General features: G+C 63.8%; 25 protein-coding genes. 7 read left to right on the plus strand and 18 right to left on the minus strand.

Going from position 1 to position 25,963, the window contains the following annotated elements:
- The first annotated feature begins 23 nt into the window (after positions 1–23).
- Positions 24–614, plus strand: a complete 591-nt coding sequence (locus tag NOV21_RS00725) for a hypothetical protein (protein ID WP_283169729.1) — start codon at positions 24–26, stop codon at positions 612–614.
- A 116-nt stretch (positions 615–730) separates the two neighbouring features.
- Here the strand turns inward: NOV21_RS00725 and NOV21_RS11420 are convergent, their stop codons facing one another.
- The 6 genes from NOV21_RS11420 to NOV21_RS00750 form a co-directional block, all read right to left on the minus strand.
- Positions 731–835, minus strand: coding sequence for a DUF6219 family protein (locus tag NOV21_RS11420; RefSeq protein ID WP_487277363.1), 105 nt, complete (start codon positions 833–835; stop codon positions 731–733).
- A gap of 16 nt (positions 836–851) precedes the next feature.
- The gene (locus tag NOV21_RS00730) at positions 852–2,963 is read right to left on the minus strand and encodes a heavy metal translocating P-type ATPase (protein WP_283169730.1); all 2,112 of its coding nucleotides are present in this window, start codon (positions 2,961–2,963) and stop codon (positions 852–854) included.
- Positions 2,964–3,044: 81 nt separating this feature from the next.
- A complete protein-coding gene (locus NOV21_RS00735; protein WP_283169731.1) occupies positions 3,045–3,365 on the minus strand; it encodes a hypothetical protein in 321 nt (106 codons plus the stop codon).
- A gap of 201 nt (positions 3,366–3,566) precedes the next feature.
- Positions 3,567–5,933: an ABC transporter permease gene (locus NOV21_RS00740; RefSeq protein ID WP_283169732.1), complete on the minus strand. Its 2,367-nt coding sequence runs from the start codon at positions 5,931–5,933 to the stop codon at positions 3,567–3,569.
- A gap of 11 nt (positions 5,934–5,944) precedes the next feature.
- Positions 5,945–6,667 carry an ABC transporter ATP-binding protein gene (locus NOV21_RS00745; protein ID WP_283169733.1) on the minus strand — a complete coding sequence of 241 codons (723 nt, stop codon included), beginning with the start codon at positions 6,665–6,667 and terminating at the stop codon, positions 5,945–5,947.
- A gap of 68 nt (positions 6,668–6,735) precedes the next feature.
- Positions 6,736–7,002 carry a heavy-metal-associated domain-containing protein gene (locus NOV21_RS00750; protein WP_283169734.1) on the minus strand — a complete coding sequence of 89 codons (267 nt, stop codon included), beginning with the start codon at positions 7,000–7,002 and terminating at the stop codon, positions 6,736–6,738.
- Between the two features lie 368 nt (positions 7,003–7,370).
- Between NOV21_RS00750 and hemH the strand changes: the two genes are divergently transcribed.
- Complete coding sequence (hemH, locus tag NOV21_RS00755) at positions 7,371–8,408, plus strand: ferrochelatase (RefSeq protein ID WP_283169735.1); 1,038 nt, start codon at positions 7,371–7,373, stop codon at positions 8,406–8,408.
- On the opposite strand, the gene NOV21_RS00760 is transcribed toward hemH, so the two are convergent.
- A complete protein-coding gene (locus tag NOV21_RS00760) occupies positions 8,405–9,067 on the minus strand; it encodes a flavin reductase (RefSeq protein WP_283169736.1) in 663 nt (220 codons plus the stop codon). The genes hemH and NOV21_RS00760 overlap by 4 nt on opposite strands.
- Before the next feature lie 141 nt (positions 9,068–9,208).
- On the opposite strand from NOV21_RS00760, the gene NOV21_RS00765 reads away from it, so the two are divergent.
- Positions 9,209–9,916 carry a DUF3793 family protein gene (locus NOV21_RS00765; RefSeq protein WP_283169737.1) on the plus strand — a complete coding sequence of 236 codons (708 nt, stop codon included), beginning with the start codon at positions 9,209–9,211 and terminating at the stop codon, positions 9,914–9,916.
- Between the two features lie 348 nt (positions 9,917–10,264).
- Entirely contained in the window at positions 10,265–10,702 is a 438-nt protein-coding gene (locus NOV21_RS00770) for a YbaN family protein (RefSeq protein ID WP_283169738.1), read from the plus strand.
- Between the two features lie 380 nt (positions 10,703–11,082).
- On the opposite strand, the gene cydC is transcribed toward NOV21_RS00770, so the two are convergent.
- Positions 11,083–14,547, minus strand: coding sequence for a thiol reductant ABC exporter subunit CydC (cydC, locus tag NOV21_RS00775; protein ID WP_283169739.1), 3,465 nt, complete (start codon positions 14,545–14,547; stop codon positions 11,083–11,085).
- 399 nt (positions 14,548–14,946) lie between these two features.
- On the opposite strand from cydC, the gene NOV21_RS00780 reads away from it, so the two are divergent.
- Positions 14,947–15,324, plus strand: coding sequence for a metal-dependent transcriptional regulator (locus NOV21_RS00780; protein ID WP_283169740.1), 378 nt, complete (start codon positions 14,947–14,949; stop codon positions 15,322–15,324).
- Between the two features lie 16 nt (positions 15,325–15,340).
- On the opposite strand, the gene NOV21_RS00785 is transcribed toward NOV21_RS00780, so the two are convergent.
- From NOV21_RS00785 to NOV21_RS00805, 5 genes are all read right to left on the minus strand, one after another.
- On the minus strand, positions 15,341–15,907 hold the full coding sequence (locus NOV21_RS00785; RefSeq protein WP_283169741.1) for a helix-turn-helix domain-containing protein: 567 nt from the start codon (positions 15,905–15,907) through the stop codon (positions 15,341–15,343).
- A 6-nt stretch (positions 15,908–15,913) separates the two neighbouring features.
- Positions 15,914–16,159: a hypothetical protein gene (locus NOV21_RS00790; RefSeq protein WP_283169742.1), complete on the minus strand. Its 246-nt coding sequence runs from the start codon at positions 16,157–16,159 to the stop codon at positions 15,914–15,916.
- Positions 16,160–16,266: 107 nt separating this feature from the next.
- Positions 16,267–18,798 (minus strand): ferrous iron transporter B, encoded by a 2,532-nt coding sequence (gene feoB, locus NOV21_RS00795; protein WP_283169743.1) that lies wholly within the window; start codon positions 18,796–18,798, stop codon positions 16,267–16,269.
- A gap of 85 nt (positions 18,799–18,883) precedes the next feature.
- Positions 18,884–19,105, minus strand: coding sequence for a FeoA family protein (locus tag NOV21_RS00800; protein WP_283169744.1), 222 nt, complete (start codon positions 19,103–19,105; stop codon positions 18,884–18,886).
- Positions 19,106–19,215: 110 nt separating this feature from the next.
- Positions 19,216–19,425, minus strand: coding sequence for a FeoA family protein (locus tag NOV21_RS00805; RefSeq protein ID WP_283169745.1), 210 nt, complete (start codon positions 19,423–19,425; stop codon positions 19,216–19,218).
- A 927-nt stretch (positions 19,426–20,352) separates the two neighbouring features.
- Here NOV21_RS00805 and thrC point away from each other — a divergent pair.
- On the plus strand, positions 20,353–21,903 hold the full coding sequence (gene thrC / locus NOV21_RS00810) for a threonine synthase (RefSeq protein ID WP_283169746.1): 1,551 nt from the start codon (positions 20,353–20,355) through the stop codon (positions 21,901–21,903).
- Between the two features lie 27 nt (positions 21,904–21,930).
- Positions 21,931–22,272, plus strand: a complete 342-nt coding sequence (locus tag NOV21_RS00815; RefSeq protein WP_283169747.1) for a winged helix-turn-helix domain-containing protein — start codon at positions 21,931–21,933, stop codon at positions 22,270–22,272.
- Here the strand turns inward: NOV21_RS00815 and NOV21_RS00820 are convergent.
- From NOV21_RS00820 to NOV21_RS00840, 5 genes are read right to left on the minus strand one after another with little or no spacing between them, the layout of a single operon-like run.
- Positions 22,265–22,489, minus strand: coding sequence for a hypothetical protein (locus NOV21_RS00820; protein ID WP_283169748.1), 225 nt, complete (start codon positions 22,487–22,489; stop codon positions 22,265–22,267). The two genes, NOV21_RS00815 and NOV21_RS00820, sit on opposite strands and share 8 nt — an antisense overlap.
- A 12-nt stretch (positions 22,490–22,501) precedes the next feature.
- A complete protein-coding gene (locus tag NOV21_RS00825) occupies positions 22,502–22,816 on the minus strand; it encodes a DUF192 domain-containing protein (RefSeq protein WP_283169749.1) in 315 nt (104 codons plus the stop codon).
- Positions 22,817–23,374 (minus strand): hypothetical protein, encoded by a 558-nt coding sequence (locus tag NOV21_RS00830; RefSeq protein WP_283169750.1) that lies wholly within the window; start codon positions 23,372–23,374, stop codon positions 22,817–22,819. It lies immediately after the preceding gene.
- Complete coding sequence (locus NOV21_RS00835) at positions 23,371–23,811, minus strand: hypothetical protein (RefSeq protein WP_283169751.1); 441 nt, start codon at positions 23,809–23,811, stop codon at positions 23,371–23,373. The genes NOV21_RS00830 and NOV21_RS00835 overlap by 4 nt, the downstream gene beginning before the upstream one ends.
- Positions 23,802–25,958, minus strand: coding sequence for a molybdenum cofactor biosynthesis enzyme (locus NOV21_RS00840; protein ID WP_283169752.1), 2,157 nt, complete (start codon positions 25,956–25,958; stop codon positions 23,802–23,804). The genes NOV21_RS00835 and NOV21_RS00840 overlap by 10 nt, the downstream gene beginning before the upstream one ends.
- Between the last annotated feature and the right edge of the window lie 5 nt (positions 25,959–25,963).

Here is a 25,963-nt window from a genome sequence, read left to right on the forward strand (position 1 = left end):
CTCCCCTAGTGGGGCTGTTCGGCATGAGCGGGCACGTGGCTCCGCTCCCAGGCGGTCCCCTCGTTGCCGCGCCTTCGGTGTCCGGCCTCGGCGATGCGGCTACCGCCGGGCTCTTCGGATCAGGAACGGTCCTCGCCGCCGCGGGGTGCGCACTGTTCGCCATCCTCTGGTGCGAATACCTCTCGCGCGTCTCGCTCAGCCGCGCGATGTTCTATCTTGCCATGGATGCGGCGCTCGTCCTGCCCGTCAACGCGCTCATGCTCTGCATGGACGAATTCGGCTATGCGGTCACGCTGCTGACATGCGTCGCGCTCTCATGGATGGGGCTGCGTCGATGCAACGAGACCCTCCGCGGGCACGACCCCTTCGAACGCCCCGCCAAACCGGCAGTCGACACCCCCTCGAGGAAAACGATCGTCGCCCTGATGTCTGCCGTGCTCATCTACACGGCATGCACGGTGGTCGTGAAAACGATTCCCTACGGGCGCCCGATTTACCTGTACGCGACATACATTCTCCTTCCCATGTCCCGCCGTGCAGGGAAAGAGTACGCGCGTCCTTCCGCGCGCTGGAAGGGGTTAGCACGGTTAAAACCCCCTGTAACCCCGGGTTAAACCCCCTCAACGGATGCAGTGCGCCAACAAACGGGAAGCGCCGGGGCACAATCGCCTCGGCGCTTCGAGCTGGGCATCGGCCTCTCCTTCACGATGCCCCGGAAATGTTCAGACCCTCAGTTGCGATTGTACCCCGTGTACATGCACAGCACCATGCACACGACGGAGGCGTACGCGAAGAAGCGGTGCAGCTTCATGGGCTTGCTGAATTTGTTCCTCATGGTCGATCGTTCCTTCCTATGCTCGGGAATCTTCGGGGAGCAGCGGGACCGTGTTCGCCGCCGTGATGCCCACCGTGCTGATGTTGTGGGCGAACGCGCCCACCGTCGGGGCGATTACCCCCGCCACGCCCAGCACGATGAGGGCCGTGTTGAAACCGACGATCAGGCGGTAATCGGCGTTGATCCGCGCCATGAGCGCCGTCGCCAGCCGCCTCATGGTGATCAGCGAATCCAGATGCGCGTTCTGCACGCTCACATCCGCGACGGCGCGCGCGATATCGCTGGCATCGTTGAGGGCGACGCTCACGTCGGCAGCAGCCAGCGCCGGGGAATCGTTGATGCCGTCCCCCACCATGATGACCTTGCGGCCGGCGCGCTTCAGCCCCTCGACGTACACCGCCTTGTCTTCCGGCAGGACCTGGGAGCGGTATTCGTCGATGCCCACCTGCGCGGCGATGGTGCGCGCGCAGATCTCGGAGTCGCCCGTCAGCATGACGACCTTGCCGATGCCCAGCTCGTGCAGGCGCCGTATGGTGCGCGTCGCCGAGCTGCGGACGGGGTCGGCGATGCACAGCACGCAGCGCAGCGTTTCGTCCACCGCCATGAAGATGGTGCTCGCCGTGGGCGCCTCGCGCTCCAAACGCTCGGAAATGCCCTCGGGCTTCTCGATGCCGTTATCGTCGAAGATGAAGTGGGCGCTTCCCAAGAGCACGCGCTTGCCGTCCACCTTGCTGGCGATGCCGTGCGCCACGATGTACTCGACCTCTTCGTGGTTCTCCTCCGCATGGCGGATGCCGCGATCGATCGCCTCCTGGACCACGGCGCGCGCCAGGCTGTGCGGATAGTGCTCTTCCAGGCATGCCGCCGTGCGGAGCAGATCGGCTTCGTCGTCCCCGGCATCGCATACGATGATCTTCTCCACCTTCGGAGCGGCTTCGGTGAGCGTCCCCGTCTTGTCGAACACGACCACGTCGGCATCGGCCAGCGCCTCGAGGTATTTCCCGCCCTTGATGATGATGCCCCGGTTGCTCGCCTCGCGCATGGCGCTCATGACGGCAACCGGCATGGAAAGCTTGATGGCGCAGCTGTAATCGACCATCAGCACGCTCGTCGCCTTCATGATGTTGCGCGTGAGGGCGAGCACGGCGAAGAATCCGAGGAAGCTGAACGGCACCAGGCTGTCCGCCAGATGCTCCGCGCGGCTTTGGACCCCCGCTTTCAGCTCCTGGCTCTCCTCCACCATGCGCACGATATGGTCGATGCGGCTTGCCCCGGGAAGGGCCTCGGTGCGGATGACCATGTCGCCGTCCTCCGCGACCGTCCCCGCGAACACGGTGCTCCCTGGGCGCTTGTGGACCAGGGCGCTCTCCCCGGTCATGCTGGCCTCGTTGACCTCGCCTTCGCCTTCCACCACGGTACCGTCGACCGGAAGGCTCGCGCCCATGCGCACGCGCAGCAGCTGACCGATCTCCACATCGTCCATGTTCATGGCGAAATCGTTGCCCTCATCGTCGACACCCCAAACGGTCTCGGCGCGCACGAGCAGGCTCTCCTGCAGGGCGATGCGCGTGCGGGCGTTCACATGCTCTTCCATCAGCTCGGAAATCCTCAGCAGCAGCATCACGGTGGCGGCGCTCTTGAAATCGCGCTGGAGCATTGCCGCGGCGATGGCCGTGGCATCGAGGACCTCGATGGTCAGACGCCCGCGCAATAGCTGCGCGAGGCCCTTGGCGATGAAGCGCGCCGATTGCGCGACCACCCAGGCGACCTGCAGCGGGTAGGGAAGGAACATGCGCCGCGCGTAGCGGCCGGCGAGCATGATCAGCAGGCGGCGGACGAAGCGGGCGTTTTCCCGCGGCATGTCAAGTTCCGCGCTCCCTTCGGAGCGCGGAAGATCCAGGACCCTGAGTCCATCCATCGTCTGCAGCACGCGGGCTCGCGCTTCCCCATCGCCCGCCTTGTACATCACCAGGACGCTACCGTTCGTCGAACGGGCTTGCACTTGGAGGACCTGCGGAACTTGGCGCAGCTGCTCGGCGATGCCGTTCGCCTCCGCGACATCCATGATGCCGCCCCCGCAGCGCAGCCGCAGACGGCCCGGGATATCCTGCTTGATGGTGTAGCGCATCTTGAACTGCCTCCTAAACGGAGCAGGACGGCACGCCAAGCGCGCACCGTCCCGCTCGATGCCCCTCGAAAACGCGGTGTCCTACTCCGCCTTGGCGTCCTTCGCGACGCCGTCGACCTCGGCGGTGACCTCCGCGCGGATGTCATCCTCCATCGCCGCGAGCCGCTCTTCGACGCCCGCCTGGATGCGGCGCTCGCGCGCACCTTCGGCGCGCAGGTCCTCCGCATCGTCCATGACGCTCTGGGTGTACTCCTGCACGCGGTCGTTCGCCTTGAGCACGCCGGCCACGCCCTTGACGGCGGTATCGCGGACGCCCTCCGACTTCGAAGCCGCCTTCAGCACGCACGTTGCCGCCATGCCTCCCACGAACAGGCCCACTCGACCCCAAATATGCAAACCCATGCCAACCCTCTCTCTCACACGGCCGAAGCCGCTCTTCGATCTTCACCCATCGAACCTGCCGGGTTCTCCGTTGCATCGAGTATTGCATGCCGCCCAAAAACGCTTCAACTCCAAAAGGGCGGGCAATAGCCCATTCAGCTGTTTTAGCCTCTCATCTGGGCAAAGATTAGTTCACCCTTCCGAACGGCAACCCCTTCGCGCCTACTCCTGCGCCTTGAGCGCCAACGCGAGCGGCACCCGGCGCAGGTGGATCCGGTTGAGCAGCGCGACGACCGCATACGATGCCAACCCGAGCGCCCAATATTCCACGAACACCCGGAAGGGGACCGCGAGGCCGAAGGTGATGTCGTAGCTCATGAGCGCGTATTGGAACACGATGTCCAAAAGCACCCAGATCACGGGAACCGAGACCGCCAACGAGATAACGACCGCGATGGTGAGCGAGCGGACGTACAGGAGCGACAGCTCGGAGTCCCGGTAGCCGAACACCTTCAGCTGGGACGCCGCGCGGCTGCTCCGCTCCATGATGGTCTTCGAGAGGAGGTAGATGACCACGACGAATATGAGGATGGCGGCAACGATCATCATCTTCGCGACGTCGCCCATGGATACTTCCAGCTGGTCGGCGATCTTCTTCATCTCGGCCGGAGTGAGGACGCTGGCCACGTCCTTCGCATCGAAATGAAGTTCCGCGTCGCTGGCCCAGCCGTTGAATGCATCCGCATCGTTTTTCACCAGCGTGTTGAGGTATGCGCGGTTCGCATACACGTTCGCATCGGCCTGCGTTCCGTACACGGACTCCACCCGCGTTTTGTATGATTCGCCCTCGTAGGGATCATCGAACATGATGGTGTCACCGGGGTGCGCCCCTATCTTGTCGGCAAGGCCGGCCCCCAGGACGACGCCCTCGCCCGGCACGTTCACATCACCCCAGTACAGGCTGTTCGGCTCGACGCCGTACACCGTCACCTTCATGGGTCCGAAACCCCATTTCTTCTCCGTCTCCAGCGAGACGAGCTCCACCTTCTCCGCCTGGCTTGCGACGCCGGAATCCTGGTCCGCCAACTCCACCTGGCTCTTCAGCGTATACACATGGCCGGCGGGAAGCGAGTCCGCCATATCCCCGGCGATGGAGTCGACGAGGGGGAGCAGGCCCACTCCGAACAGCAGTATCGTGCCCGATATGACGATGCCCAGGAAGATCGTGATGACGCTCCCCAGATTGCTCAGCAGGATGCGCAGGCGGAACCGGGTTTTGAAAGGCCACGCCGCCGGAAGCGAGACGCCGCGCCCCCGCCGCGCACGGCCCGTCTCGTGGCGGAGGAAGGCGAGCGGCGTGCAGCGCATCTTCCGCGCCAAGCCGATGGATGTGATCGCGAAAAGCATGATCAGCGGGACGATCGTGACGGCAGCGAAATCAGCTGGATTGACATGCAGCTCGAACAGCGGAAGGCTGTATGATTTGTAGTACATGGATCGCGTCCAGTCGACGAAAACCCGCTGTATGCCCAGGTTGCCCACGATGGCCGCGGCGATGGCCACGATCATCGGCAGTATCAGGTAATGGCGCAGCAGCTCGCCCTTCCGGTATCCGCTGGCAAGCAGCGTGCCGATGGTGGACGATTCCTCCTCGATGGTCGCATTGGTGATGACCACGAAGATGAACGCCATGATGACGATGATCAGATAGTAGAACACGCGGTACATGAGGGCGTCGCCTTCGACGTCATCGATGGCGAAGGAGATGCCCTGGTTGTCCTTCATGTCGATCAGGTCCGTGACCGTCGCCCCGCCCAGCACCAGGACGCGGGCGAGGCTCTTCTCTGCGGCGATGCGGTCGGAAAGCTCCAAATCGGCGGATTGGAATCGGAAACCGTACGTGTAGACCTGCGGCACGTCCGCGAACGAATCGTACCCCTCCGGCGTGAGGATGCCCACGCAGAACGTGAGGTCGTCCATCACGAAATCGGTGTTCCGCTGGAACAGCGCGGTGTAATCGGGAAGGGTGGCGAGGCCCGTGATGGAAAGCTCCTTGCCCGACACCTCGATGCCATCGCCCACGCGAAGTCCGTGGTTGGCCGCGAACGTCGGATCGATCGCGATCTCGTCGGCGGCCTCGGGAAAGCGGCCCTCGCGCAGGGAGGGGAGGTCGATCTGGGTCCTGTTCTTGTACAGGCGCATCGTTATGCCATGGTCGGACGCGACCGGGTCATCTTCCACGACGGCGACCGCATCACGGCAGAACAGCTCGTACAGCTGCAGAGGCTCGTATCCGTCGAAGTCGACGTTGTCATCGGCCATCGACAGCATCAGGCGGTCGATCCAGCTGAACTCGCCGTCTTGCGCGGCGGCGATCTGGGAATCGTCGAGCTTGTGCGATACCGTGATGCGACCGTGCTCCACGTTGTATTTCGAGAACATCTCACCGGTGATCGTCGTAATCGAATTGGTCGCGGTCAGATATCCGCCGATGAAAGCGATGGCGAAGGCGATGAGGACGAATATCCCCAGGTATTTGCCTGCATTCCATCGAAGCTGGCGGGGGATGCGCTTGAGAAGGGAACCCATGGCGCGCCCGCCTACCAGACCAGGTCGCGCGCGAGGGTGCGGTGATCGTTCACGGTGTTCTGGGAGATGCGCCCCTCATGCAGGCGCAGCACGCGATGCGACATCTTCGCAATCGCGTCATTGTGGGTGACGATGACCATCGTGCACCCGAAGCGGTCGTTCACCCGCTCGAGCACGTCGAGCACCTCGAGGGAGGTCTCGTAGTCGAGCGCGCCCGTCGGCTCGTCGCATAGCAGCAGATCCGGCCGTTTCACCAGGGCACGGGCGATGGCGCATCGTTGTTGCTGGCCGCCCGACACCTGCCGCGGGAACTTCTTCGCCTGCCCGAGGATGCCCAGGCTGTCCAGAAGCTCATCCACAGGGAGGGGATTCTTCGACAGATGCCCGCAGACCTCCACGTTCTCTCGAATGGTGAGATCGGGCAGCAGGTTGTAGAACTGGAAGACGAACCCCAGCTCGCGACGACGGTACTCCACCAGATCCTTCCCCTGTAACCGACTGACATCGGTCCCGTTCAGCACGATGCTGCCATGGTCGGCGGCCTCGAGGCCGCCGAGGAGGTTGAGAAACGTCGATTTGCCCGAGCCGGACGGTCCCAGCAGCACGCACATCTCGCCACGCATCAGGTCCACCTCGATGCCGTCGAGCACATCTATCCGGGCATCTCCCGTGCCATAGCTTTTGAACAACCGCGTGATGTGGACGAACGGCTGAACGGTGGTCTCGGTATCCATACGGTTGCCTTTCGCGTTAGATTTTCCTAACCCGTAGAATATCACTACTGATTAGGCTATCCTACTTTTTACCCGCTCCGGCGTCCGAAAAGCCCCCGGCGCTTTTTCTCCGCTCCTTCGGAAATCGCGAACGAGACGACGCGGTACCCCGTCGGGGCGAGCGCCTTCTCCACCTGCTTCTCGGTGATCGGAAGCTGCGAGGAAATCACCGTCTCGCCTTTGGAATGGGAGGATGTCACATTCTCCACCTGCAGGCTCCCCCGAATGGCATCGTTCACGTGGGCCTCGCACATGCCGCACATCATTCCATCTATCTTCGCCGTTGCGATATACATTCCATCTTCCTTACTGTTTGCATTAGCTTTACCTAACGAAAAGTACCACTATGGGATCGGCTTGCCTACCCTTTTTTGGAAGAGTCGGCCGATGCGCTTCCCGTCAACCCTCCTCTATGTTAGATTTGCCTAACTTCTATCGGACCGATCGAGACGAGATGAGATATGACAGCGCATGCCCGACACGGCGGGGCGCCCGCTCGGCCTTTGGGCATCCCTCCGGGCGGCGCTTTGGCTTATAATCCATCCGGGCGACAACCCGCGCCGAAACGAATCCTTTGGGAGGACGCGCTGCGCCCGTTCCCATTGATTGCATACCCGACCGAAAGCCGCCGGGAGACGGCGATTGCACAGATACGAGGTTGAGAATGGCCCAAACCGGCATTCTGCTCATCAACACCGGCACTCCGGACGCGCCGACCGAAGACGCCATACGGCGCTACCTGGGGGAGATGCTTTCCGACCCCGCTTTGGTGAACGTGCCGCGCTTCATCTGGAAACGCGTGCTGAAATACGCCATCCTCCCGAAACGCCCGGCGAGGACGAAGCCCGCCTACGAGCGCGTTTGGACCCCGGAGGGCTCCTCGTTCATGCGCATCTCCCTCGCTCAGCGCGACAGCATCGCCGCCGCGTTCGGCGGGCGATACCGCGTTGAGCTCGCTATGCGCTACGGTAACCCCTCGATCATGGCGGGGTTGAAGGCGCTGGCGGACGCCGGATGCGACCATGCGGTGCTCGTCCCCCTGTATCCGCAATACGTGCGGGTGTGCGCGGGCACGTCGCTGGGAGAGGCGCGCCGGTGTTTGGGAGAGCTCGCCCGCACAGGCTGGAACCCTCGCGTGACCGAAGTGCCCCAGTTCTTCGATCAGCCCGCCTACGTGCGCGGCATCGCGGATTCGATTCGGTCGACCTGGCTCGATGGCAGGGCATTCGCCGACGCGGAGCGGGAAACCGGCGCGAAGCCGAAGTCCAAGCTCATCTTCAGCTGGCACTCCACGCTGATGGCCGATATCGAGGCGGGCGATCCCTACCGAGACCAGGATGAAGCGACCGCGGCTGCCGTGGCGGCAGAACTCGGCCTGGAGGATGACGAGTGGACGATCTCCTACCAGTCGCGTTTCGACAACCGCAAATGGCTGCAGCCTTTCACCACCGATGTGCTCGCGAAACTCGCGGCCGAAGGCGTGGGGGACGTTGCCATCGTGTGCCCGGGATTCGTGGCGGACAACATCGAGACGCTGGTGGAAGTGTCCGAGGAGCTGCGCGACGGTTTCCTTGCCGCAACCGACTGGCGGGCGCGTTTCACCTACGTGCCCGCCCTGAATGATTCGCCTGCGCTCGCGCAGGCGGTTTCCGACGCGATCCGCCAGGCCCTCGCGGAAGACGCAGGGAGCCCGTCCCGTTAGAGTTCGACGCGCTCGAACAGGCTCTTGCCCGCCCCGCAGATCGGGCACATGAAATCGTCGGGGAGCTCGTCGGCGTATTCGACATGGCCGCAAATGGTGCAACGCCATGCGGTGCGTTTGGAAGCGTCCCCCGCCGGGATGGCGGCTTCCTCATCGGGCTGGTATGAAGAGGCCTTCGGCGGCGTTTTCCCACCTTTCACCTGGTGGTAGAACGCATAGGTCATCGGCGTCTCGGAGGAGAGCACCTCAGCTTCTTCCACCGTGCCGATGAACAGGATGTGGGTCCCCACGTCGAGCGTGTTGCTCACCTTGACCGAGAACCGGGAGCAGGCATGCTCGCTGACATAGGGTGTGCCTTCCCCGTCCACGCCGGATTCGCAGGCAGCGAACTTGTCGGTGTCTGTGGACGTATGGAACCCGAACGTGCCGATGAGATCCATCGTGGCCGTCTCGTCGAGCACCGCAACGGTGAAGCGGCCTGACTCGCGCACCGCCGCGCACGTGGCGTTCTCCTTGTTGATTGCGACGCTCGCCTGGGTGGGTATCGATGTGACCTGCGCGAACGTATTCACCACGCAGCCCGCTCGATTCCCGTCCGCACCTTTCGCGCCCACGATGTACAACCCGTACGACACCGACCTAAACGCCTTGGTATCCATGCCAACCCCTCCCCGCGGAATCTCTCCAGTTGTCCCCTATTGTACTCTCTCATGGAAATTGCATGATAGGATTTGACCCAGCATCCAATTGAACGCAAACTGTTAGGAATCCCTAACTTCTGTCAACGAAAGGATGTGGCCATGGCGGATCGTCGAATACCCATCGAAGAGATCACGCGCGCCGTCGAAGCCGATGCCTTGCTCGAACGGGACATCGTGCGCTACGCCGCCCCAACCCTTGCCGGAATGAAGCCGGCATGCATGTTCAGCTGCCCTTACACTGCCGACCCCGACGATGGGGTGCGGGAGTTCGTGCCTGAAGTCCTGCTCCTCGGCGAGTTCAAGCAAGCATTGGACGGTCTAGGCGCGCGTCTCTCGCCTTACGGGGTGGACATCGAGGTGATTGCATGGCGCGACACGAGCGCCCTGCTGTACGTCTGCCGCAGAGAACTGGCGGCGCAAGCCGTTTCGACGGGAGCCGCCGCATCCCGATTGGCGGCATTGGGATACCAGATCGACGACTTCGAAGCCTGCATGGATTTCCTGCGCGGCCGCATAAAGGAGTTCGACAACCTGGATCGTCAATGCGATTTCTGGGATTTCCCGCACGAGATCGGGCATTTCCTCGGCTACCCCGCCATCGATGTCGCGGCTTACACGCGCAATCGGGGCTGGAACTTCACGGCGGACGGGCATTGGCGCGTGTACGGATGCCAGCATCGCGCGCGAGGCGTGCTGAGGCATTTTGCCAAACTGGATGAGTGCGAGCGCAGCTATTGGCGGCTCTACACGGAAGGCGCGCGCGTGGAGCATCTCGCCGAATTAGGCAACCTGGCGTGTAGCGGATAGCAACGCATGCGTTGAATACCGTGGAATCCACGGTGTATCGACCTCATATCGCGGAAAGCCGCCAAATCGACACGCAGGCAAGGCGCGATGCATGGGAGCTCGTGGTATCCGCGCCTCTTCAACCATGCTGCAACCTTGCGCCATGGTCTTCGCCGCCCGCGTCGAAGCGGGCCGGGAGCATCCCATGCCATGCGAAGCGGAAGGCTTCCCCTCCACCTGCATCCCTCCTGCAATCGGGGTCCCTAGTTAGGCAAGCCTTGCTATTTGTGATAGCATGTCTCATTGCACGCTGGCGGGCATGGCTCCGACGGCATGCATCGTCTCTTGACAACTTCGAGAAGAGGAAGTATGCCCGCAGCCGATATCGAAAAACCTTCTTCAAGACGCTTGCCCCGCGTGCTCTGGGCGGCGGCGGGTTTCATCAGCTTCGGTCTGGGAATGCTGGGCGTGGCCTTGCCCTTCTTGCCCACCACCCCCTTCATATTGATCGCCGCCTTCTGCTTCGCGCGCAGCTCCAAGCGCGTGAATGATTGGTTCAAGGGAACGAAGGTGTACCATCGGGTGCTCGAAGGATACGTGACCAAGCGCTCCATGACGCCGAAGGCCAAGCTTTCCGTCCTCGTACCCGTAACGGTGCTCATGGCTATCGGGTTCGTGCTTATGATGCGCGTGCCGGCCGCTCAAATCGTGCTGGCGATCGTATGGGTTGCCCATGTGGTCTATTTCGGCTTCGTGGTGAAAACCGATCGCAGCCCCGAAAAATCGGCCTCTATCGAGGGCAGATAGCCCCCGGCGAACGCGACCGCGGAGAAAACCCTCATTTTTGTGAGCGGAATTCGGACTTAGGAGCCAAGGAGGAGCGCTCACATAGCCCCGCCTTGCCGCTAGCTCTCTTTTAGGCAGCCACGACCTGGGTTTTTTCTAAGCACGGGGAGTACCAAGACTGTTAGATGGCGCCAAGCGGCCCCCTTTCGGCTCCTAAGTCCGAATTCCGCTCACAAAATGGGAGATTTTCCACGAATTGACGAAAACGGCGGAACGCTTACGCGTGCAAAGCGGCAAAGCGCCGAATCGCCGGAGACGTACGGCATGGTCAAGCTCATCCCCATGCACTCCATTCGAGCCGGAAGGCCGATTGGAATCCTCCCGCCCAGCCGCGCCGGCACTTAGCTCGTACGATCGGGAAGAACGTAACGGACGTCGGCAAACCCCACGGTGCTCGCCCGGTGGCTGACGATGACGACGGTCTTCCCGGCGCGCCCCTGGTCGAGGGCATCGATGACCGCTGCCTCGTTCAGGGCATCGAGGTTGCTGGTGGGCTCGTCGAGCAGGATGATGGGGGCATCCTGCAGGAAGATGCGTGCCAAGCCGACGCGCTGGCGCTCGCCGCCGCTCATCGTGTCGCCCAGTTCGCCAACGGGCGTCTCGAATCCGCGCGGCAAGCGGTCGACGAAATCCATGATGCGGGCCTTCTCGCAGGCACGCCGCAGCTGGTCGGGCGTGGCGTCGGGCCGGGCGAGCAATATGTTGTCGCCCAACGTCCCCGAGAACAGATGCGTGTCCTGCGTCATGTAGCCCAGGCTCTCGCGCAGACGGCGCGTGGGAATGCCCCGGACGTCCGCTCCGTTGTACGTGATCGAGCCGGATCCGACATCCCAGAAGCGCATAAGGAGCTTCAGCAGCGTCGACTTGCCCGACCCGCTTGCGCCCTCGAGCGCCAGCACCCTTCCCCGCTCGAGGGCGAAGTCGATATCCCGCAGCACCTCTTCTCCCTCATAGGAGAAGGATACATGGCTCACCCGCACCGGGGCGCCCGCCTCCTCATCGCCTCCATCATCGGGCACATCGGGCGTTTCGGGCTCCTCGTCGAGCAGATCGAGCACGCGATCGCCGGAGGCGAGCGTCCCAGCGAGGCCGCCGCCAAGCCGCATGACGGCTATGACCGGGCCGAACGACGACATGAACGCCGCAACGCCTCCCAAAGCCTCGGAGAACACGATGGACCCTTGCCCCATGAGAGCGATCGCCGCGACGATCATCGCGATGTCGAATCCGATGATGACCACGTCCGCGCACGCGGCGACCACGCCGTCGCGCCGTTTGTAGGCGAGTTCGACCGTGCCGAGCTCCTCTGTGCGACGGCCCAGATTGAGCCCGCGTCGCCGTGCCGCTCCGAACTGGATGAGCTCGCGCAGGCCGCGAAGGCTCTCCAAGACGTAGGCGTTCAGCCTGCCCGTTCCATCGCGCAGCGTGCGCCCGGCCGTCCCCGAGACACGGTTCCCCGCCATCGGGAGGGCGACACCGACCGTCAGGTACGCCGCCAGCGCGATGAGGGCCATCCAGGGGCTCGTCGCGGCAAGCCAGCAGACCATCGCGAGGCTCACGATGAACGCGATGGCGACCGGGGAGATCGTGTGCGCGTAGAACACCTCCAGCAATTCGATGTCCGCGGTCGCAAGAGACACCAGATCGCCCTTGCTCCGCCCCTCGAGCTTGGCGGGGGCCAAGCGCCGCAGCGCCGCGTACACCTTGTCGCGAATGACGGCGAGGATGCTGAACGCGATGAAATGGTTGGCCATCTGCTCGCCGTAGCGCAGAGGACCCCGCACCACCCCGAAGAACGCGACGGCAAGGCACAGGGCGAACAACGACATCCCCCCGAACCGGGCGACGGTGCGGCAGAGCGCGTACGCCCCCGCCGTCATCAGCGCGATGGCGGCAAGATGGCCCAAGGCGCCCAACGTGATGGCGAGCGACATATGCGGCTTCAGTCCCCCGAGCAGGGAGATGAGCCTGCCCATGATGCGCAAGGGGGAGCGATGGCGCGGCGGCTCCGACGCAGAGCGGCCCTTCGGGCGCGCGGTGCGGAATGCGGGCTCGGCAGGCATGCCCCCGTCCGGCTCCTCCTGCGAGAAGTCGCGGGCAAGTTTCTCCAGGTGCTGCTGGCTTTGCCACAGATGCGCGTACACGCCCCCGCCCAGCAGCAGTTCCTCATGCGTCCCGCTCTCTGCGACGACGCCATCCGCCAAGGCGTATATGCGGTTGGCGTGCTCAACCGCGCTCAGGCGGTGGCTGATGACGATGACCGTCTTGTCCTCGGCGAGCTGGGCGATGACGCGTCCGATGGCCTCCTCGCTTTCCGCGTCGATATTGCTCGTCGCCTCGTCGAACAGGTAGATGGGCGAATCGTGCAGCAGGGCGCGTGCGAGCACCAAACGCTGGCGCTGCCCTCCGCTGAAATTGGAGGACGCCTCCGCCACCGGGGTATCCAGGCCGGATGCGGAGCGCAGGTAGTCCGCGATGCGGCATTGCGCGAGAACCTCCCACATACGGTCATCGTCGGCTTCGGGATTCCCCAGGGCAAGGTTCTCGCGCACCGTGCCGGCGAACAGCATGCCGTTGGTCGGAACCGATGTGATGGATCGCGCGAGAAGCTCTGGCGAGAACTCGTGCAAATCGACGCCCCCCAGCGTCACCGATCCGGCGTATCCGGCAAGCCTACCGCTCAGGATGCCCGCAAGCGTGCTCTTTCCGCAACCGCTCTCGCCGACGATGCCGCAAAACCCTCCCTGCGGGAACACGGCGTCCACTCCCCGCAGGATCTGGCGGCTCCTATCATAGCTGTAGCTCACCCCGTCGCAGGCCATCGTGATATCCTCCGGCAGCTCGTTGCGCCCTCCGGCAGCCGGTTCGGGCATCGCGAGCAGCTCGTGCATGCGGTCGGCGGCCGCGACGCCGTTCATGGCGCTGTGAAACAGGCTGCCCAATGTGCGCACGGGCAGGAAGAACTCCTGCGCGAGGAACACGATCGTGAACGCCCCGGCGAACCAGAGCGCCCCGGCCGAGAGCTGCGTGGCAGCGACGATGATGCCCGCCGCCGCGCCCACGAACACGACGAGGTCCATCGCGACGATACTGCGCAGCTGAACGGAAAGCAGGCCCATGGTGGCGCTGCGGAATTTCTGCGCCTCATCGTTCATGCGGGCGTGGCGATCCTCGTCCGCTTGGAAGATCTTGAGCGTGGTAAGGCCCTCGATGTCCTCGAGGAACGAGGTGCCGAGGTCGCCGTAGCTTCCCCAATACACGTCCGCAGCGTTGTGGGCCGCCTTGCGCACACCCATGATCAGGCCGGGAACCAACGGCACGCCGAGCGCGAGCACGAACGCCGCCGGCAGGTTGATGGGCGCGAGCGCCACGAACAGCGTGAGGGGGGCAATCAGCGCGAACACGAGCTGCGGCAGATATGCCCCGAAATACACCTCCAATTGCTGCGCTCCGTCGATCGCCAACTGCACCGCCTCGGCCGTGCCCACCTTCTCCTGGTAGGAGGGCCCCAGGCGCAGCAGCTTGTCGAACACCTTCTGGCGCACCTGCCTTTTCGCGGCGAGGGCGGCCTTGTCCCCCGCTCCCTGGGCGAGGACGCCCGAGAGCGCACGCACGCACGCCGCCGCCCCGACGAGCGCGAGCGCGGCCCAGGGCACCGTGCGCACGCCGACGAGCAGGTCCTGGAACACCCAGCCCAGACGCATCATGATGAAGATGGTGGCGAGCAGGCCGACCCATTTCCACAGGACGCTCAACGCGATGTACTTCTTCGCCTCGGGAGCCAATGCGAGAAGTTTCTTGTCCATGTTCGCCTCTTCGTTCGACGCAGCCAAGACGGCGCAGAGGCTCGCATCATTGCAATGGCGAAATCACTCAGGTGGATGCGCTCAAGCTGTTGTTAGCAAATCCTAACCATTGTAGAGCCCGAATGGAGCACACGTCAACCTGCCAGAAACGCTCCGCCAATTCCCCAAGTATCACGTGCGTCCCCGCCAGCAGCCAGCCCGGCCAGCGAACCCCGCATGCTCGGCTCGCCCGACGGCGTCCGCAAAACCCGTCGTCGCGGAAGGGCGTGTGTACGAAAGCGCCCTCCTTCCCCTCGGCAATGCGGCCCAAGGTTCCGTTGCCATTTCGACATGAGAAAATGGGCCCTGTTCAAGTACAATGTTAGGCATGCATAACCCATTCGTTCGAAGGCGGTTGCCATGCCACTGGTCCTACACGAATCTGCCGAGATGTACCTTGAGACGATCCATGTGCTCAGCAAGGAGAAGGAGCATGTGCGAGGGGTGGACATCGCCCAAAGGATGGGCTACTCCAAGCCGACGATCAGCGAATGGATGGGCAAGCTCGGCGACGCCGGCTACGTCCACATCGACGAGAAGGGAAACATCTCCCTCACCGAGATGGGGAATGACGTCGCCACCCGCACGTACGAGCGGCACGAGGCGTTGACCGAGTTCTTCACGAAGATAGGCGTGCAGCCGGAAAGGGCCGAAAGCGATGCCTGCCGCGTGGAGCACTACATCTCGGACGAGACGTTCGATGCGCTGAAGAGGCACCTCACACGCATCGAGGCGTAGGAGCCGAAACGGGCTCTCAGCCGACGTGCATGCTGCGCCATTCGCGCGGGAGCATCCCTATGGTGTCGGCGAAGGCTTTGCTGAACTTGCTGGGGTTGGCGTAGCCGACCTCGGCGGCCACCTGCGCGATGGGCAGGTTTGGCTGATCGCGCAGCTTCTCGCAGGCGCAGTGGATGCGGTACGTGCGGTACCAGGTGTACACAGGCGCGCCGAACGCCTCCTTGAAGCACGACTTCATCATGGTCGTCGAAACCCCGCAAGTCCTCGCAAGGTCCTCGATGGTATGCGCATGCGAGAGGTCCCCCGTCATCAAATCGCGCGCGCGGCAGGCGACGTCGAGCCTCCGCCGCTCGCGTGCGGTGAGGGAGGACCGGTCCTTTCCGCAGGCGTCGTCCACCAGGCGCGAAAGCTCGGGGGTCGCATCGACCATCATGACCCCGCCTTCGCGCCCCAAGCGGTCGAGCAGCTCGTCCACCCGGCTGCCGTCCGCCACACGCGCTCGGTCGACCAGGATGTATCTGGCGACATCGGCCGGCATCGTCAGATGCTGCGGCTGCGAGGCATGCGCAACGACCATCGCCATCGCCGGCTATGCGCCCATCTTGTGCGTCGCGTGCGTGCGCCCGCGGCCGTTGGCGGAAGCCTCCATATCCTTCACCATCAAATCGGCAACCGAGCAGCTTCCGCCATGGCAGGTGCCATCCTTGCACGAGCTGCATCCGTCGCAGCTGCCGCTCTTGCCGCTGATGTAGTTCCACGTCGCGCGTGCTCCGATGAATACGAGCGCGATGACGAGGGTAAGCGTAACTATCGTTCCCACGGTCATATCGACCATCTCCTGTTCCTTCGTAGGGGAATCCGTTTTCGTTTCCCCCAAGGCATCCGCGAATGCGCTGGGGGAAACGGGGCCGCGCCAGTAGCCCCGGTTCCGATGAAAAGCCCTTACGCGGCCGCGCCTTCAGCGGCGGCGACGCTCGTCATGCCCTTCTTGTCCTTGTACTTATTGGGACGGAAGAGCAGGTACAGGCCAGCTGCCACGACGGCGATGGCGACCAGGGTCCAAACCCCGAAGGTTGCTTCGCCGGTTGCCAGACCGCCGAGCTGGAAGACCACGAGGGCGACCAGGTAGGCGAACCCGCACTCGTAGCCGATGGCCGCCCAGAACCACTTGCCGCCGTTCATCTCCTTGCGGATGGCGCCCATCGCCGCGAAGCAGGGGGCGCACAGCAGGTTGAACGCCAGGAAGCTGTAGGCCATGGCGGTGGTGTAGCTGAGCTGCACGTTCGCATACCAGCCGAGATCGGGGATCGGGGCGCCGTTGTACAGGACGCCGAACGTTCCGACGACGTTCTCCTTCGCGATCAGGCCGGTGACCGTTGCGGCAGCAGCCTGCCAGTTGCCCCAGCCGAGCGGGCTGAAGATCCATGCCACCGCGTTGCCGAGGGCGGCGAGCAGGCTGACCGACTGGTCGTCGACCATCTCGAGGCCGCTTTCGGTCATGCCGAAGCTGGAGAGGAACCAGACCAGGATCGTGGCGAACAGGATGATCGTCGCGGCCTTCTTCAAGAAGGACCAGCAACGCTCGCCCATGCTGCGGACGACGCTGCCGAAGGTGGGGATATGGTACGCCGGCAGCTCCATGACGAACGGGGCGGCCTGGCCGCTAAACGGCTTGGTTTTCTTCAGTATGACGCCGGACACCAGGATGGAGCCGATGCCCAGGAAGTACGCGCTCGGCGCGACCCACCACACGCCGCCGAACACCGCACCCGCGAACAGGGCGATGATGGGCAGCTTGGCGCTGCAGGGCATGAACGTGGTCGTGGTGACCGTCATGCGACGGTCGTTCTCGTTCTCGATGGTGCGGCTGGCCATGACGCCGGGGACGCCGCAGCCGGTGCCGATGAGCATGGGAATGAAGCTCTTGCCCGACAGGCCGAAGCGGCGGAAGATGCGGTCGAGGATGAACGCGATGCGGCTCATGTATCCGCAGCCTTCCAGAAGCGCCAGGAAGAAGAAGAGGACGAGCATCTGGGGCAGGAAGCCCAGCGGCGCGCCGACGCCGGCGATGATGCCGTCGAGCACGAGCGCCTGCACGACCTCGTCCACATCGGCGGCCTCCATGGCGTCGCCGACCAGCGTGGGGATGCCGGGGATCCAGAGGCCGAAGTCCTCATGGGCGACCTCGGGGACCTCGAGGGATTCGGCGTACGTAGCCGCATCGACCTCGACGACCTCGTCCTCGCCGGATTCGTCATCGTAGGAATCGTAGGACGCCACGACGTTGGCCGCCTCGGCATCCTCGATGAATGCGGCCATGGCGGCATCGTACTCCGCCTGCTCTGCCTCGGTCGCATCCTCGGGGAGTGCTTCGGGGACCTCGAGCCCCGCTTCCTCGGCGGCGGCGTTGAACGCCTCGATGTTGGCGGCCGCCTCCTCGTACGGAGCGGCGGCTTCGTCGTAGTTGGCCTGGGCGGTGCCCTCCTGGGTAACGATGGCCATGGGATCCAGGTACCAGCCTTCGCCGAAGATGCCGTCGTTGACGCAGTCGGTCGCCCACGTGCCCACGGTGGTGATCGAGAAGTAGTAGACGAGGAACATGATGACCACGAAGATCGGCAGCGCCAGGAAGCGATTCGTCACGACTTTGTCGATCTTGTCGGAGATGGACTCGGTGGCGGCGGAATTGCGCGTCAGGCAGCTGTCGATGATCTTGTTGATGTAGTCGTAGCGCTCGTTGACGATGATGCTCTCGGAGTCGTCGTCGTGCGCCTTCTCCGACGCGGCGACGATACCCTCGACGTCGGGGATCGAGCTCATGTGCGAGGCGATCTTGCTGTCGCGCTCGAACAGCTTGACGGCGAAGAAGCGCTTGGCGTGCGCGGGCACGTCGGCGGGGAGCTTCTCCTCGATCTGCCGCAGGGAATCCTCCACATCCTGCGCGAACGCGTGCTGGCGGTGCGGCTCGATGTTGCCCTGGGCGAGCTCCAGCACCTTCGCGACCACATCGTCGATGCCGGTCTTCTTCAGGGCGCTCATCTCCACCACGGGGCAGCCCATCTTGGCGGACAGCTCTTCAAGGTTGATGACATCGCCGTTGCTCTTGACGATGTCTATCATGTTGACGGCGATGACCGTGGGGATGCCCAGCTCGATGGCCTGGGTGCTCAGGTACAGGTTGCGCTCCAGATTGCTGCCGTCGACGATGTTGATGATGGCGGACGGCTTGCCGTCCTTGTCGCCATCGATCAGGTAATCGCGCGCGACGGTTTCCTCCAGCGTGTAGGGCGACAGGCTGTAGATGCCGGGCAGGTCGACGATGCGCACGTCCGTGTGCCCCTTGAGCTTGCCCTTCTTCTGTTCGACGGTCACGCCGGGCCAGTTGCCAACGTATTGGTTGGCCCCGGTGAGGGCGTTGAACAAGGTGGTCTTCCCGCAGTTGGGATTGCCCACCAACGCCACATTGAATTCCATGTGTTCCTCCAGTTTGACTTCGAGTCTTTCGTCCCGGTCGCCTGACTCCCAAGCTTTCTCCGGGGTGTGCGGGCCGCTTGCGAGCTTAAGCGACTTCCACGTGCTGCGCCTCTTCTTTGCGCAGCGACAGTTCGTATCCGCGAATGGTGACTTCCACCGGGTCGCCTAACGGAGCGACTTTTCGGACGTACACCTTCGTGCCCTTGGTGATGCCCATATCCATGATGCGGCGCTTGGTGGCACCTTGGCCGACCAGCTTCGCCACGGTCACGGTCTCACCGGGCTTGACGGTATCGAGCGTTGCCATAGTTCTTCCTTTCTGTGATGAAAATCGAAAATCTGCCATATCGCAACGCAACCATTTCGCCTCGCGACCGCGAGGAAGGCGAACGCGAGGTGAAGCGGGTGCTGAATTGCCTAAACGATGACGCAGCGTGCCAGTCGGCCGTCCACCGCGATGCGCGAGCCTTTGACGCCCACGATCAGGTTCTCGCCATTGCGGGCGATCACCTTGAGCTTGGTGCCGGGGACGAAGCCCAGGCCCTCCAGGTGCAAGCGCGATTCGCCCTCGCCGGTGACGGCATGGATGATGTAGTCGCGTCCGGGTTGAACCGTCGTCAAAACCATGCGAGCCATCCTTTCATCCTTCTCTTTCTCAGTGCCTCTCCTTGAAGCGGCCCCGAACGCCCGGTCCTTCTCTCAACGAGCATCCGTTAGGACCCGCTAATCGTATAAATAGTAGTTCGGGATATCTAACTGTCAAGACTCTGGTTTCATCTTTTTCGCGAATGGAACCCATATCCGCCATATCCGCCGTGCAGCCCGAGGGCCGATTCGCTTCGTGCGTGGATCCGCACCGCGTGAGCTGCGGAAGCGTCCTTTCTGCCGGAGAGGAAACCCCTTCCCCGCCCTTCGCCGCGCATCGGCGCGGAAGACGGCACCGCCTTCCCCACAACAAGAAAAGGCTGCCCCGGAAGACAGCCTTTCGATAGACAAGAGGACGGGCATTTGGAGAAGCTGAATGCCCGTCCTGACCCTCATACAATGGTTGCAGACGAGAAGGAGGTTCGTATGGGGTCTACGTGTTAACTTGTCAAGTGGAAGGTTAGCTTTGAGGTTGTTAGGAATAGCTAACTTCCGTGTGATATGTATATTAGGGAATCCTAACTAAGTGTCAACACCTTTTTTGAAAAATTTCGAAAAAATTTTTCGAGCGGCGGCGGGGCGGGGACGGTAGAGGATGGCGGGGCGAGCACCCCGGTCCCGTCTGCGCGCCCTCCGGCGAAGGGGATGCCCGATCCGCGGCAACCGCGAAGGCGGGCCGGAAGCCTTGAGGCCCCGACCGCCGGGGCGCGAGGACGTTCCAACCCGCTCGAATACGCGAGACTTTCCCTTTGCCCCCGCCCGAGGTGCGGGGCGTTCACGGCATGCCTTCGCAGACGACTCCGCAAGGCAATCTGCCAGGTGGTTCGCGCATGCCGGCGCCGCTTTGCAGGGCGGGCATGCTAGAATAATCGTCCGAGAGAATACTGCCTGCATCGAGGAGCTATCCCTATGGCAAACGCATATATCGACACCCGGGGGCGCATGCCGCGCAGCGTCCCCTTCACCCAGGCAGTCGTCAGGGGGCTTGCCGACGGGGGCGGGCTCTTCGTGCCCGAGCGAATCCCCCGGCTCCCCCTGGACGAAATCTGCGGGCTGGCGAAGTTCCCCTACTGGCAGAGGGCGGCGGCCATCTACAGGAAATTCGAGGTCGACTTGCCCGGCGAGCGCATCGACGAGCTCATGCAGGCGGCCTACGGGGAAAACTTCGACACCGAGGATATCTGCCCCATCGCCTCGTTCGACGATGGAATCCACGTGCTGGAGCTCTGGCACGGCCCGACGAGCGCCTTCAAAGACATGGCGCTGCAGTGCCTTCCCCTATTCTTCAGCGCGAGCGCGGTGAAAATGCGCGATGAGGGGGAAATCGACCACACTTTTTTAATCCTCGTCGCCACATCGGGGGATACGGGCAAGGCCGCCCTCGAGGGCTTCGCGCGCAAGGAGGGGGTGCGGATCGCCGTGCTCTATCCGGATGGCGGCGTAAGCGACATCCAGCACAAGCAGATGGCAACGCAAACGGGCGGCAACGTGATGGTCTGGGGCGTACGCGGGAACTTCGATGACTGCCAGGCCAGCGTGAAGCAGGCATTCAACGACAAGGAATTCGCCCAACGGCTGATGGACGAGCACAAGGTGGCGCTTTCGAGCGCGAACAGCATCAACTGGGGACGCCTGCTCCCCCAGGTCGTGTACTACGTGTCAAGCTACGCCGAATTGGCGGCGGCCGGCAAGCTCGCCGCGGGCGATCCCCTCGACGTGTGCGTCCCCACGGGCAACTTCGGCAACATCCTCGCCGCCTGGTACGCCAAGCAGATGGGAACCCCCATCGAACGACTGCTGTGCGCGAGCAACGAGAACCGCGTGCTCGCCGATTTCATCAACACCGGCACCTACGATATCTCCGACAGGCCGTTCGTGCTCACGCCGAGCCCCAGCATGGACATCCTGGTCTCCAGCAACTTGGAGCGGCAGTTGTTCGAGCTCACCGGGCGCGACTCGTCTGCCATCGCCGGATGGATGGACGATCTGTCCTCGCACCGCAAATTCCGCATCGATCCGGCTACCTTCGCCAAGCTGCGCGCCGATTTCGCAAGCGATTCGGTGGACAGCGCCACGTGCCTGCGCACGATCAAGCAGGTCCACGAAGAGCGCGGATACCTGCTCGATCCCCATACGGCGGTCGCCTGGGAGGTCGCGCAGCGCCTGCGGGGCGAGAACCCCGTGCTGATCGCGGGCACGGCCCATTGGGCGAAGTTCGCGAACAACGTCTACCGCGCGCTGCAGGGCATCGACCCGGGCGCACCCCTCCCGGAAGACGCGGCGCGTCTGACGGGATGTCAGCTCAACCGCCGCATCGCCGAAGCCGCGCAAGCGTCCCCCATCCCCCTGGGATTGGCGGAACTCGACGACAAGCCGCTGCGCTTCACCTCGGTCATCGACCCCGGGAAGACGAGCGTCGAGGCCTCGACATTGAACTTCTTATCCGAAAACCACGCCTAGACCGCCCCCTATCCGAAAGGAAGCCCCATGCAATTAGACAAGCTGACGCCGTCCGTCAAGATATCCATCCACAACCCCGAAGACAGCAGGAACGCCGCCTTCGGCCCTGGCGTCGCCGCGCTCTGCCGCGGAGTGCGCGACAAGGGGTCCCTCAACGCCGCCGCAAAGGGAATGCACATGGCCTACAGCAAGGCATGGCGGATCATCAAGGACACCGAAGCTGCCCTGGGATTCCAGATGCTGAACCGCGACGGCGCGCATGGCAGCACCCTCACCGTCGAGGCGGATCGGCTGCTGACGGCATACGACAAGCTGTGCGTATCGCTTTCCCTTGCCGCGAAGACGGATTTCTCCGAGCTCCTCAGGTAACGGCGCTGCCGAGGGGCGCAACCCTGATCTTCACTTCGAAACCGCCGACCTCGCACACGAGGTCGGCGTTCGCGTTGCCGTCCTCCGATGACGGAACGCCCGGACCGGTCGGCTCGCCTTGGCCCGTCTCCTCATCATCGTCGAATCGATGCATGCACCCGAAGCAGACGTCCATATCATCGAAGCACCGCGCTTTGCATACCGGGCAGATTTTCATGGGACCTTCCTTTCATCCTAGGCTCAAGCCTACGCGCTCCCCCACCTGGGGCCATCTCCTGCTTTCATCGGCCGCGCGCTCGATCGCAACCGCTGCGCCCTTGCATCGAAGCACCCTCCCCGGCACGACGGACCGCTCCGCCTTCAGGACCCGGCCCGCGCCGTCGATGAACGCGACGTCGATCGGGCAGCCCATGCCATAGGTATGGATACCCCGGCACGGGGCAAGGACCAGCGCCCCCTCCGCAGCAGGGCGGCGTAGCAACCCCCGCAATCGGGACCGCCACGTGACGGCCCACCGGGCGGGCGTGCAATACGGTTCTTCCATTCAACCCTCCTCCGCGATAACGACGAGCGATGTTTCCCCGAGGACGGGCTGGCAAAGGAGGGTGACCCACCGGTACCTGCCCTCGCGCTTCGAGAACGCCGCGCATCTCACCTCATGCGATACGGAGGAGGACACCGGCGTCCATCCCCTCTCGCGGAGGAGATCGGCAGCTCGGCGCATCACCGCATCCCCGTCCAAGGGGCAGACGATCCCCACCACGCCGTTTGCTGAGGCAACGAGGCTTGGCTCGAACAGGGAGGGATCGAGCAGCTCGGCGGCGAACGGAGCGGAAACTTCCCCGCCATCCACCCGAACGCCTCCGGCCGCCTCGAACAGACGTTGAATGGCATCATCTCCCACGCCATCGAGCGCCCCGGCCTCCCGTCGCATCCCATGCTGCCCAATGGCCCCCTGAGAGGATGCGGCGTTTTCCGCCGCGATTGGATCGGAGGCGCTCCGATGACCTTCGGGTGGGATCGCCGGCAGGATCGCCAGGAAAGCAGCTGCGACGGCGAGGGCGGCGGCCGCGGCGGCGAGGCGCCTCATCTGCGCTCTCATACGACCGCCCCCGGTCGGTAGGGATCGACCGTCATCGAGGCGGTGTGCACGATGGGAGGGAGCGGCACGCCGAAGACCGATCCCGATAGCGAGCGCCCGAGCAGCGTGGGAGTGAATCGAAGCTCGCCCGTATACGTGACCCATCCCGGCGCATGGCCGCTCATCGTCACGCTCGATTCGAGGAAATCCCCTTCGAGAGACTCCTTCACCGCCGCATCGACGCTCCCCAGGCAGGCGCCCGGTCCCTCCCCATGGGACGGAGACGTCCCGTAGGTGGTCACCGCCAAACGAAACTGGCGATCGAACGCGGAGCAGGCATCGAAGAACAGCAATGCGTTCAGCATGATGATTGCGATGGCGATCAGAGCCGGGAACGCCACGGCGGCTTCGACCGTCATCTGCCCCCGATGCGACGATATCTTCCCTGCTATTCCCATACGGATCCCCCGTCCCCCGAACCCGTCATCTCCTTGATCGCATCGCGCGCCCGGCCGACCATATCGAGCGAGCCCTCCTTCACCGCAGGAGGCAGGGGCACTTCGATCGGGATGGGGGAATCGCCGTCCCCCCAAAGATCGATGGAGGCCACTTCGATCTTATCGGGCGATCCGTCGATGGACTCGACGGAATACGACGCGAGAACATCGATAGCCGCGCCGAGCGGATTCACCGACGAAGCGGGGATATGGGCGGCAACGCTTTTCACGTCCATCAACGCCTGCGCGAACGCGCCCCCATCTTGTGCGGCAACCCGGTACGTGTTGGCGAGGATGGGCTTGTACGAGACCAGATCCATCGGCTGCAGCCCGATGCCGGCGATGGCAGCCTCGAGCCTTCCGCGCGCCCATGTCCCCAATCCGGAATGGCTGATCAACGGCAGGGCGTTGAGGGCGCCCTCCACCCCCTCCTCGAGCGACGTCGCTCCGCGCGCATGGGCGGAGAGCATCGCCGACCATATGCCGAGCACCAGGGCAGGAGCTTGAGAAGCGCCGCCGTCCGCGTCGGCTATCACGCCATCGAGCAATGACGAGATCACGCTCCCGGCCTCATCGGGATCGTCCTGCCCCAATTCAGCGGCGGAAATCGCAGCGCGCGGGCCGAGGGCGCCGCTGGCCTGCACGAACGTATTGGGAAAGAATGACGAGACGGGCAGGGACGACGTCGCCGCCACAAGCGCGACCGCCCCGTATCTGCCGGGGGGATTTACTTGAATGCGGGCTTTCGCCGCCCGCTTCGCCACGTCGGCGAGCGATTCGAGCGCCTTGCCCACCGGGATCTGGACAGCCTTCTGGGCGGGGATCTGGTTCTGCCTCTCGCGTTCGTACTGCGCCGCCTCTTCCGCGACGATGCGGTAGTAATGCTCGAAGCCGTTGTCCGTGGAAGTCGATGCCGCCGCCACCCGGGCCAAGCTGACGGCGGAGAATTCGCAGTGTGGACATGGGGAAAAGCCGGAGGGGTCATCCACCAGCATGCGAATCGACCCGTACCCCTCGAAAGAACCCCCCGCGCACCCCGGGCATCCTTCGAAAGCATGCATCGTGCTCGTGCCATCGGGATTGGCGGATATCGGATAGACCGCCTCGTCGTACAGCTCCGTCTGCTTCAATTCCTCGAGGTTGCAGGGAACGAGGGGGAACGACGCCTCGAACGTCCCATCCGCCCCTTCCCTGACGTAACCGCGGTCCACCTGTTCTGCGGCGAACGCGTACATGCGCGCCCGAAGCGATGAGTTCGCACGCTCCTTCGCCGTGCCGTCAAGCGGGCATTCGCATGCAAGCCGAACCGGGTAGTACGCTTGCGCCCGCGCGAGGGCGACGGAGAACGACCATGTGGACGGGCTTCCGTAATGGGGGTTGTCCGCGCCTGAGAGGCCCGCGAGCGACTCCGCCCGCTCCTCCATGCAGTAAGAGGGCGCGGCGCCGCAATCTGCCTCGAATGCGCGCTGCCTATGCTCATCGGCGCGCTTGGCGGCCTCTTCCGCCTGCTCGGCCGCCTCCTCTATCTCCTTCTGCTGCTCCTGCAGCTCCCGGACCGCCTCCTCGCCCCCCGTTTCAGGATCCATGGCAAGAAGCTCCCCCTCGGTGGGCAGGAGCACCGCGATTGCGAAGTACCCCTCCTCGCCTCCGTTCGCCGAAGCCACGCCGCACGCCTCGGCTGCGGCGAAGAACGGGAGGAGCTTCTGAAGCCCGTTCAACCCCTCGATCGCCCTCGAGGCGAACGCGGTGCGCGCCTGCATGATCCGATACGCCGCATCGAGCAATGCCTCCCCCACGGCCGCACCCCCGGGCACGCAGAGCGCCACGGCACCGACACCGGCCGTGGTGACACCTGCGAGCGAAAGCGTCAGGCAGACGGCATCGCAGGTCTGAGCGACTACGTAAAAGCTCGCCACCTGGTTATCAGCCGCGAGGACGCTCGCATCGGCAACGTTCTGCACATCGGCCGAGTGCGATTGGATCTTGTGCACTTGGGCCGCGCTGAAAAGCAGCGAGAGGGAGATGAGCAGGGCAAGGACCATGCCCACGGTGGTGAATCCCCCGTCATCCTCGTGGAAGGCGCGCACCCTTCGACCCAACCCAACCATGATTC

Source organism: Curtanaerobium respiraculi, assembly GCF_024609215.1.
Classification (GTDB): Bacteria; Actinomycetota; Coriobacteriia; order Coriobacteriales; family Eggerthellaceae; genus Curtanaerobium; species Curtanaerobium respiraculi.

What these genes read in the sequence shown, in the direction of transcription:
- NOV21_RS00725 (WP_283169729.1), top strand. Translation starts at nt 24, where the DNA reads ATGAGCGGGCACGTGGCTCCGCTCCCAGGCGGTCCCCTCGTTGCCGCG.
- NOV21_RS11420 (WP_487277363.1), bottom strand. Translation starts at nt 835, where the DNA reads ATGAGGAACAAATTCAGCAAGCCCATGAAGCTGCACCGCTTCTTCGCG.
- NOV21_RS00730 (WP_283169730.1), bottom strand. Translation starts at nt 2,963, where the DNA reads ATGCGCTACACCATCAAGCAGGATATCCCGGGCCGTCTGCGGCTGCGC.
- NOV21_RS00735 (WP_283169731.1), bottom strand. Translation starts at nt 3,365, where the DNA reads ATGGGTTTGCATATTTGGGGTCGAGTGGGCCTGTTCGTGGGAGGCATG.
- NOV21_RS00740 (WP_283169732.1), bottom strand. Translation starts at nt 5,933, where the DNA reads ATGGGTTCCCTTCTCAAGCGCATCCCCCGCCAGCTTCGATGGAATGCA.
- NOV21_RS00745 (WP_283169733.1), bottom strand. Translation starts at nt 6,667, where the DNA reads ATGGATACCGAGACCACCGTTCAGCCGTTCGTCCACATCACGCGGTTG.
- NOV21_RS00750 (WP_283169734.1), bottom strand. Translation starts at nt 7,002, where the DNA reads ATGTATATCGCAACGGCGAAGATAGATGGAATGATGTGCGGCATGTGC.
- hemH (WP_283169735.1), top strand. Translation starts at nt 7,371, where the DNA reads ATGGCCCAAACCGGCATTCTGCTCATCAACACCGGCACTCCGGACGCG.
- NOV21_RS00760 (WP_283169736.1), bottom strand. Translation starts at nt 9,067, where the DNA reads ATGGATACCAAGGCGTTTAGGTCGGTGTCGTACGGGTTGTACATCGTG.
- NOV21_RS00765 (WP_283169737.1), top strand. Translation starts at nt 9,209, where the DNA reads ATGGCGGATCGTCGAATACCCATCGAAGAGATCACGCGCGCCGTCGAA.
- NOV21_RS00770 (WP_283169738.1), top strand. Translation starts at nt 10,265, where the DNA reads ATGCCCGCAGCCGATATCGAAAAACCTTCTTCAAGACGCTTGCCCCGC.
- cydC (WP_283169739.1), bottom strand. Translation starts at nt 14,547, where the DNA reads ATGGACAAGAAACTTCTCGCATTGGCTCCCGAGGCGAAGAAGTACATC.
- NOV21_RS00780 (WP_283169740.1), top strand. Translation starts at nt 14,947, where the DNA reads ATGCCACTGGTCCTACACGAATCTGCCGAGATGTACCTTGAGACGATC.
- NOV21_RS00785 (WP_283169741.1), bottom strand. Translation starts at nt 15,907, where the DNA reads ATGGCGATGGTCGTTGCGCATGCCTCGCAGCCGCAGCATCTGACGATG.
- NOV21_RS00790 (WP_283169742.1), bottom strand. Translation starts at nt 16,159, where the DNA reads ATGGTCGATATGACCGTGGGAACGATAGTTACGCTTACCCTCGTCATC.
- feoB (WP_283169743.1), bottom strand. Translation starts at nt 18,798, where the DNA reads ATGGAATTCAATGTGGCGTTGGTGGGCAATCCCAACTGCGGGAAGACC.
- NOV21_RS00800 (WP_283169744.1), bottom strand. Translation starts at nt 19,105, where the DNA reads ATGGCAACGCTCGATACCGTCAAGCCCGGTGAGACCGTGACCGTGGCG.
- NOV21_RS00805 (WP_283169745.1), bottom strand. Translation starts at nt 19,425, where the DNA reads ATGGTTTTGACGACGGTTCAACCCGGACGCGACTACATCATCCATGCC.
- thrC (WP_283169746.1), top strand. Translation starts at nt 20,353, where the DNA reads ATGGCAAACGCATATATCGACACCCGGGGGCGCATGCCGCGCAGCGTC.
- NOV21_RS00815 (WP_283169747.1), top strand. Translation starts at nt 21,931, where the DNA reads ATGCAATTAGACAAGCTGACGCCGTCCGTCAAGATATCCATCCACAAC.
- NOV21_RS00820 (WP_283169748.1), bottom strand. Translation starts at nt 22,489, where the DNA reads ATGAAAATCTGCCCGGTATGCAAAGCGCGGTGCTTCGATGATATGGAC.
- NOV21_RS00825 (WP_283169749.1), bottom strand. Translation starts at nt 22,816, where the DNA reads ATGGAAGAACCGTATTGCACGCCCGCCCGGTGGGCCGTCACGTGGCGG.
- NOV21_RS00830 (WP_283169750.1), bottom strand. Translation starts at nt 23,374, where the DNA reads ATGAGAGCGCAGATGAGGCGCCTCGCCGCCGCGGCCGCCGCCCTCGCC.
- NOV21_RS00835 (WP_283169751.1), bottom strand. Translation starts at nt 23,811, where the DNA reads ATGGGAATAGCAGGGAAGATATCGTCGCATCGGGGGCAGATGACGGTC.
- NOV21_RS00840 (WP_283169752.1), bottom strand. Translation starts at nt 25,958, where the DNA reads ATGGTTGGGTTGGGTCGAAGGGTGCGCGCCTTCCACGAGGATGACGGG.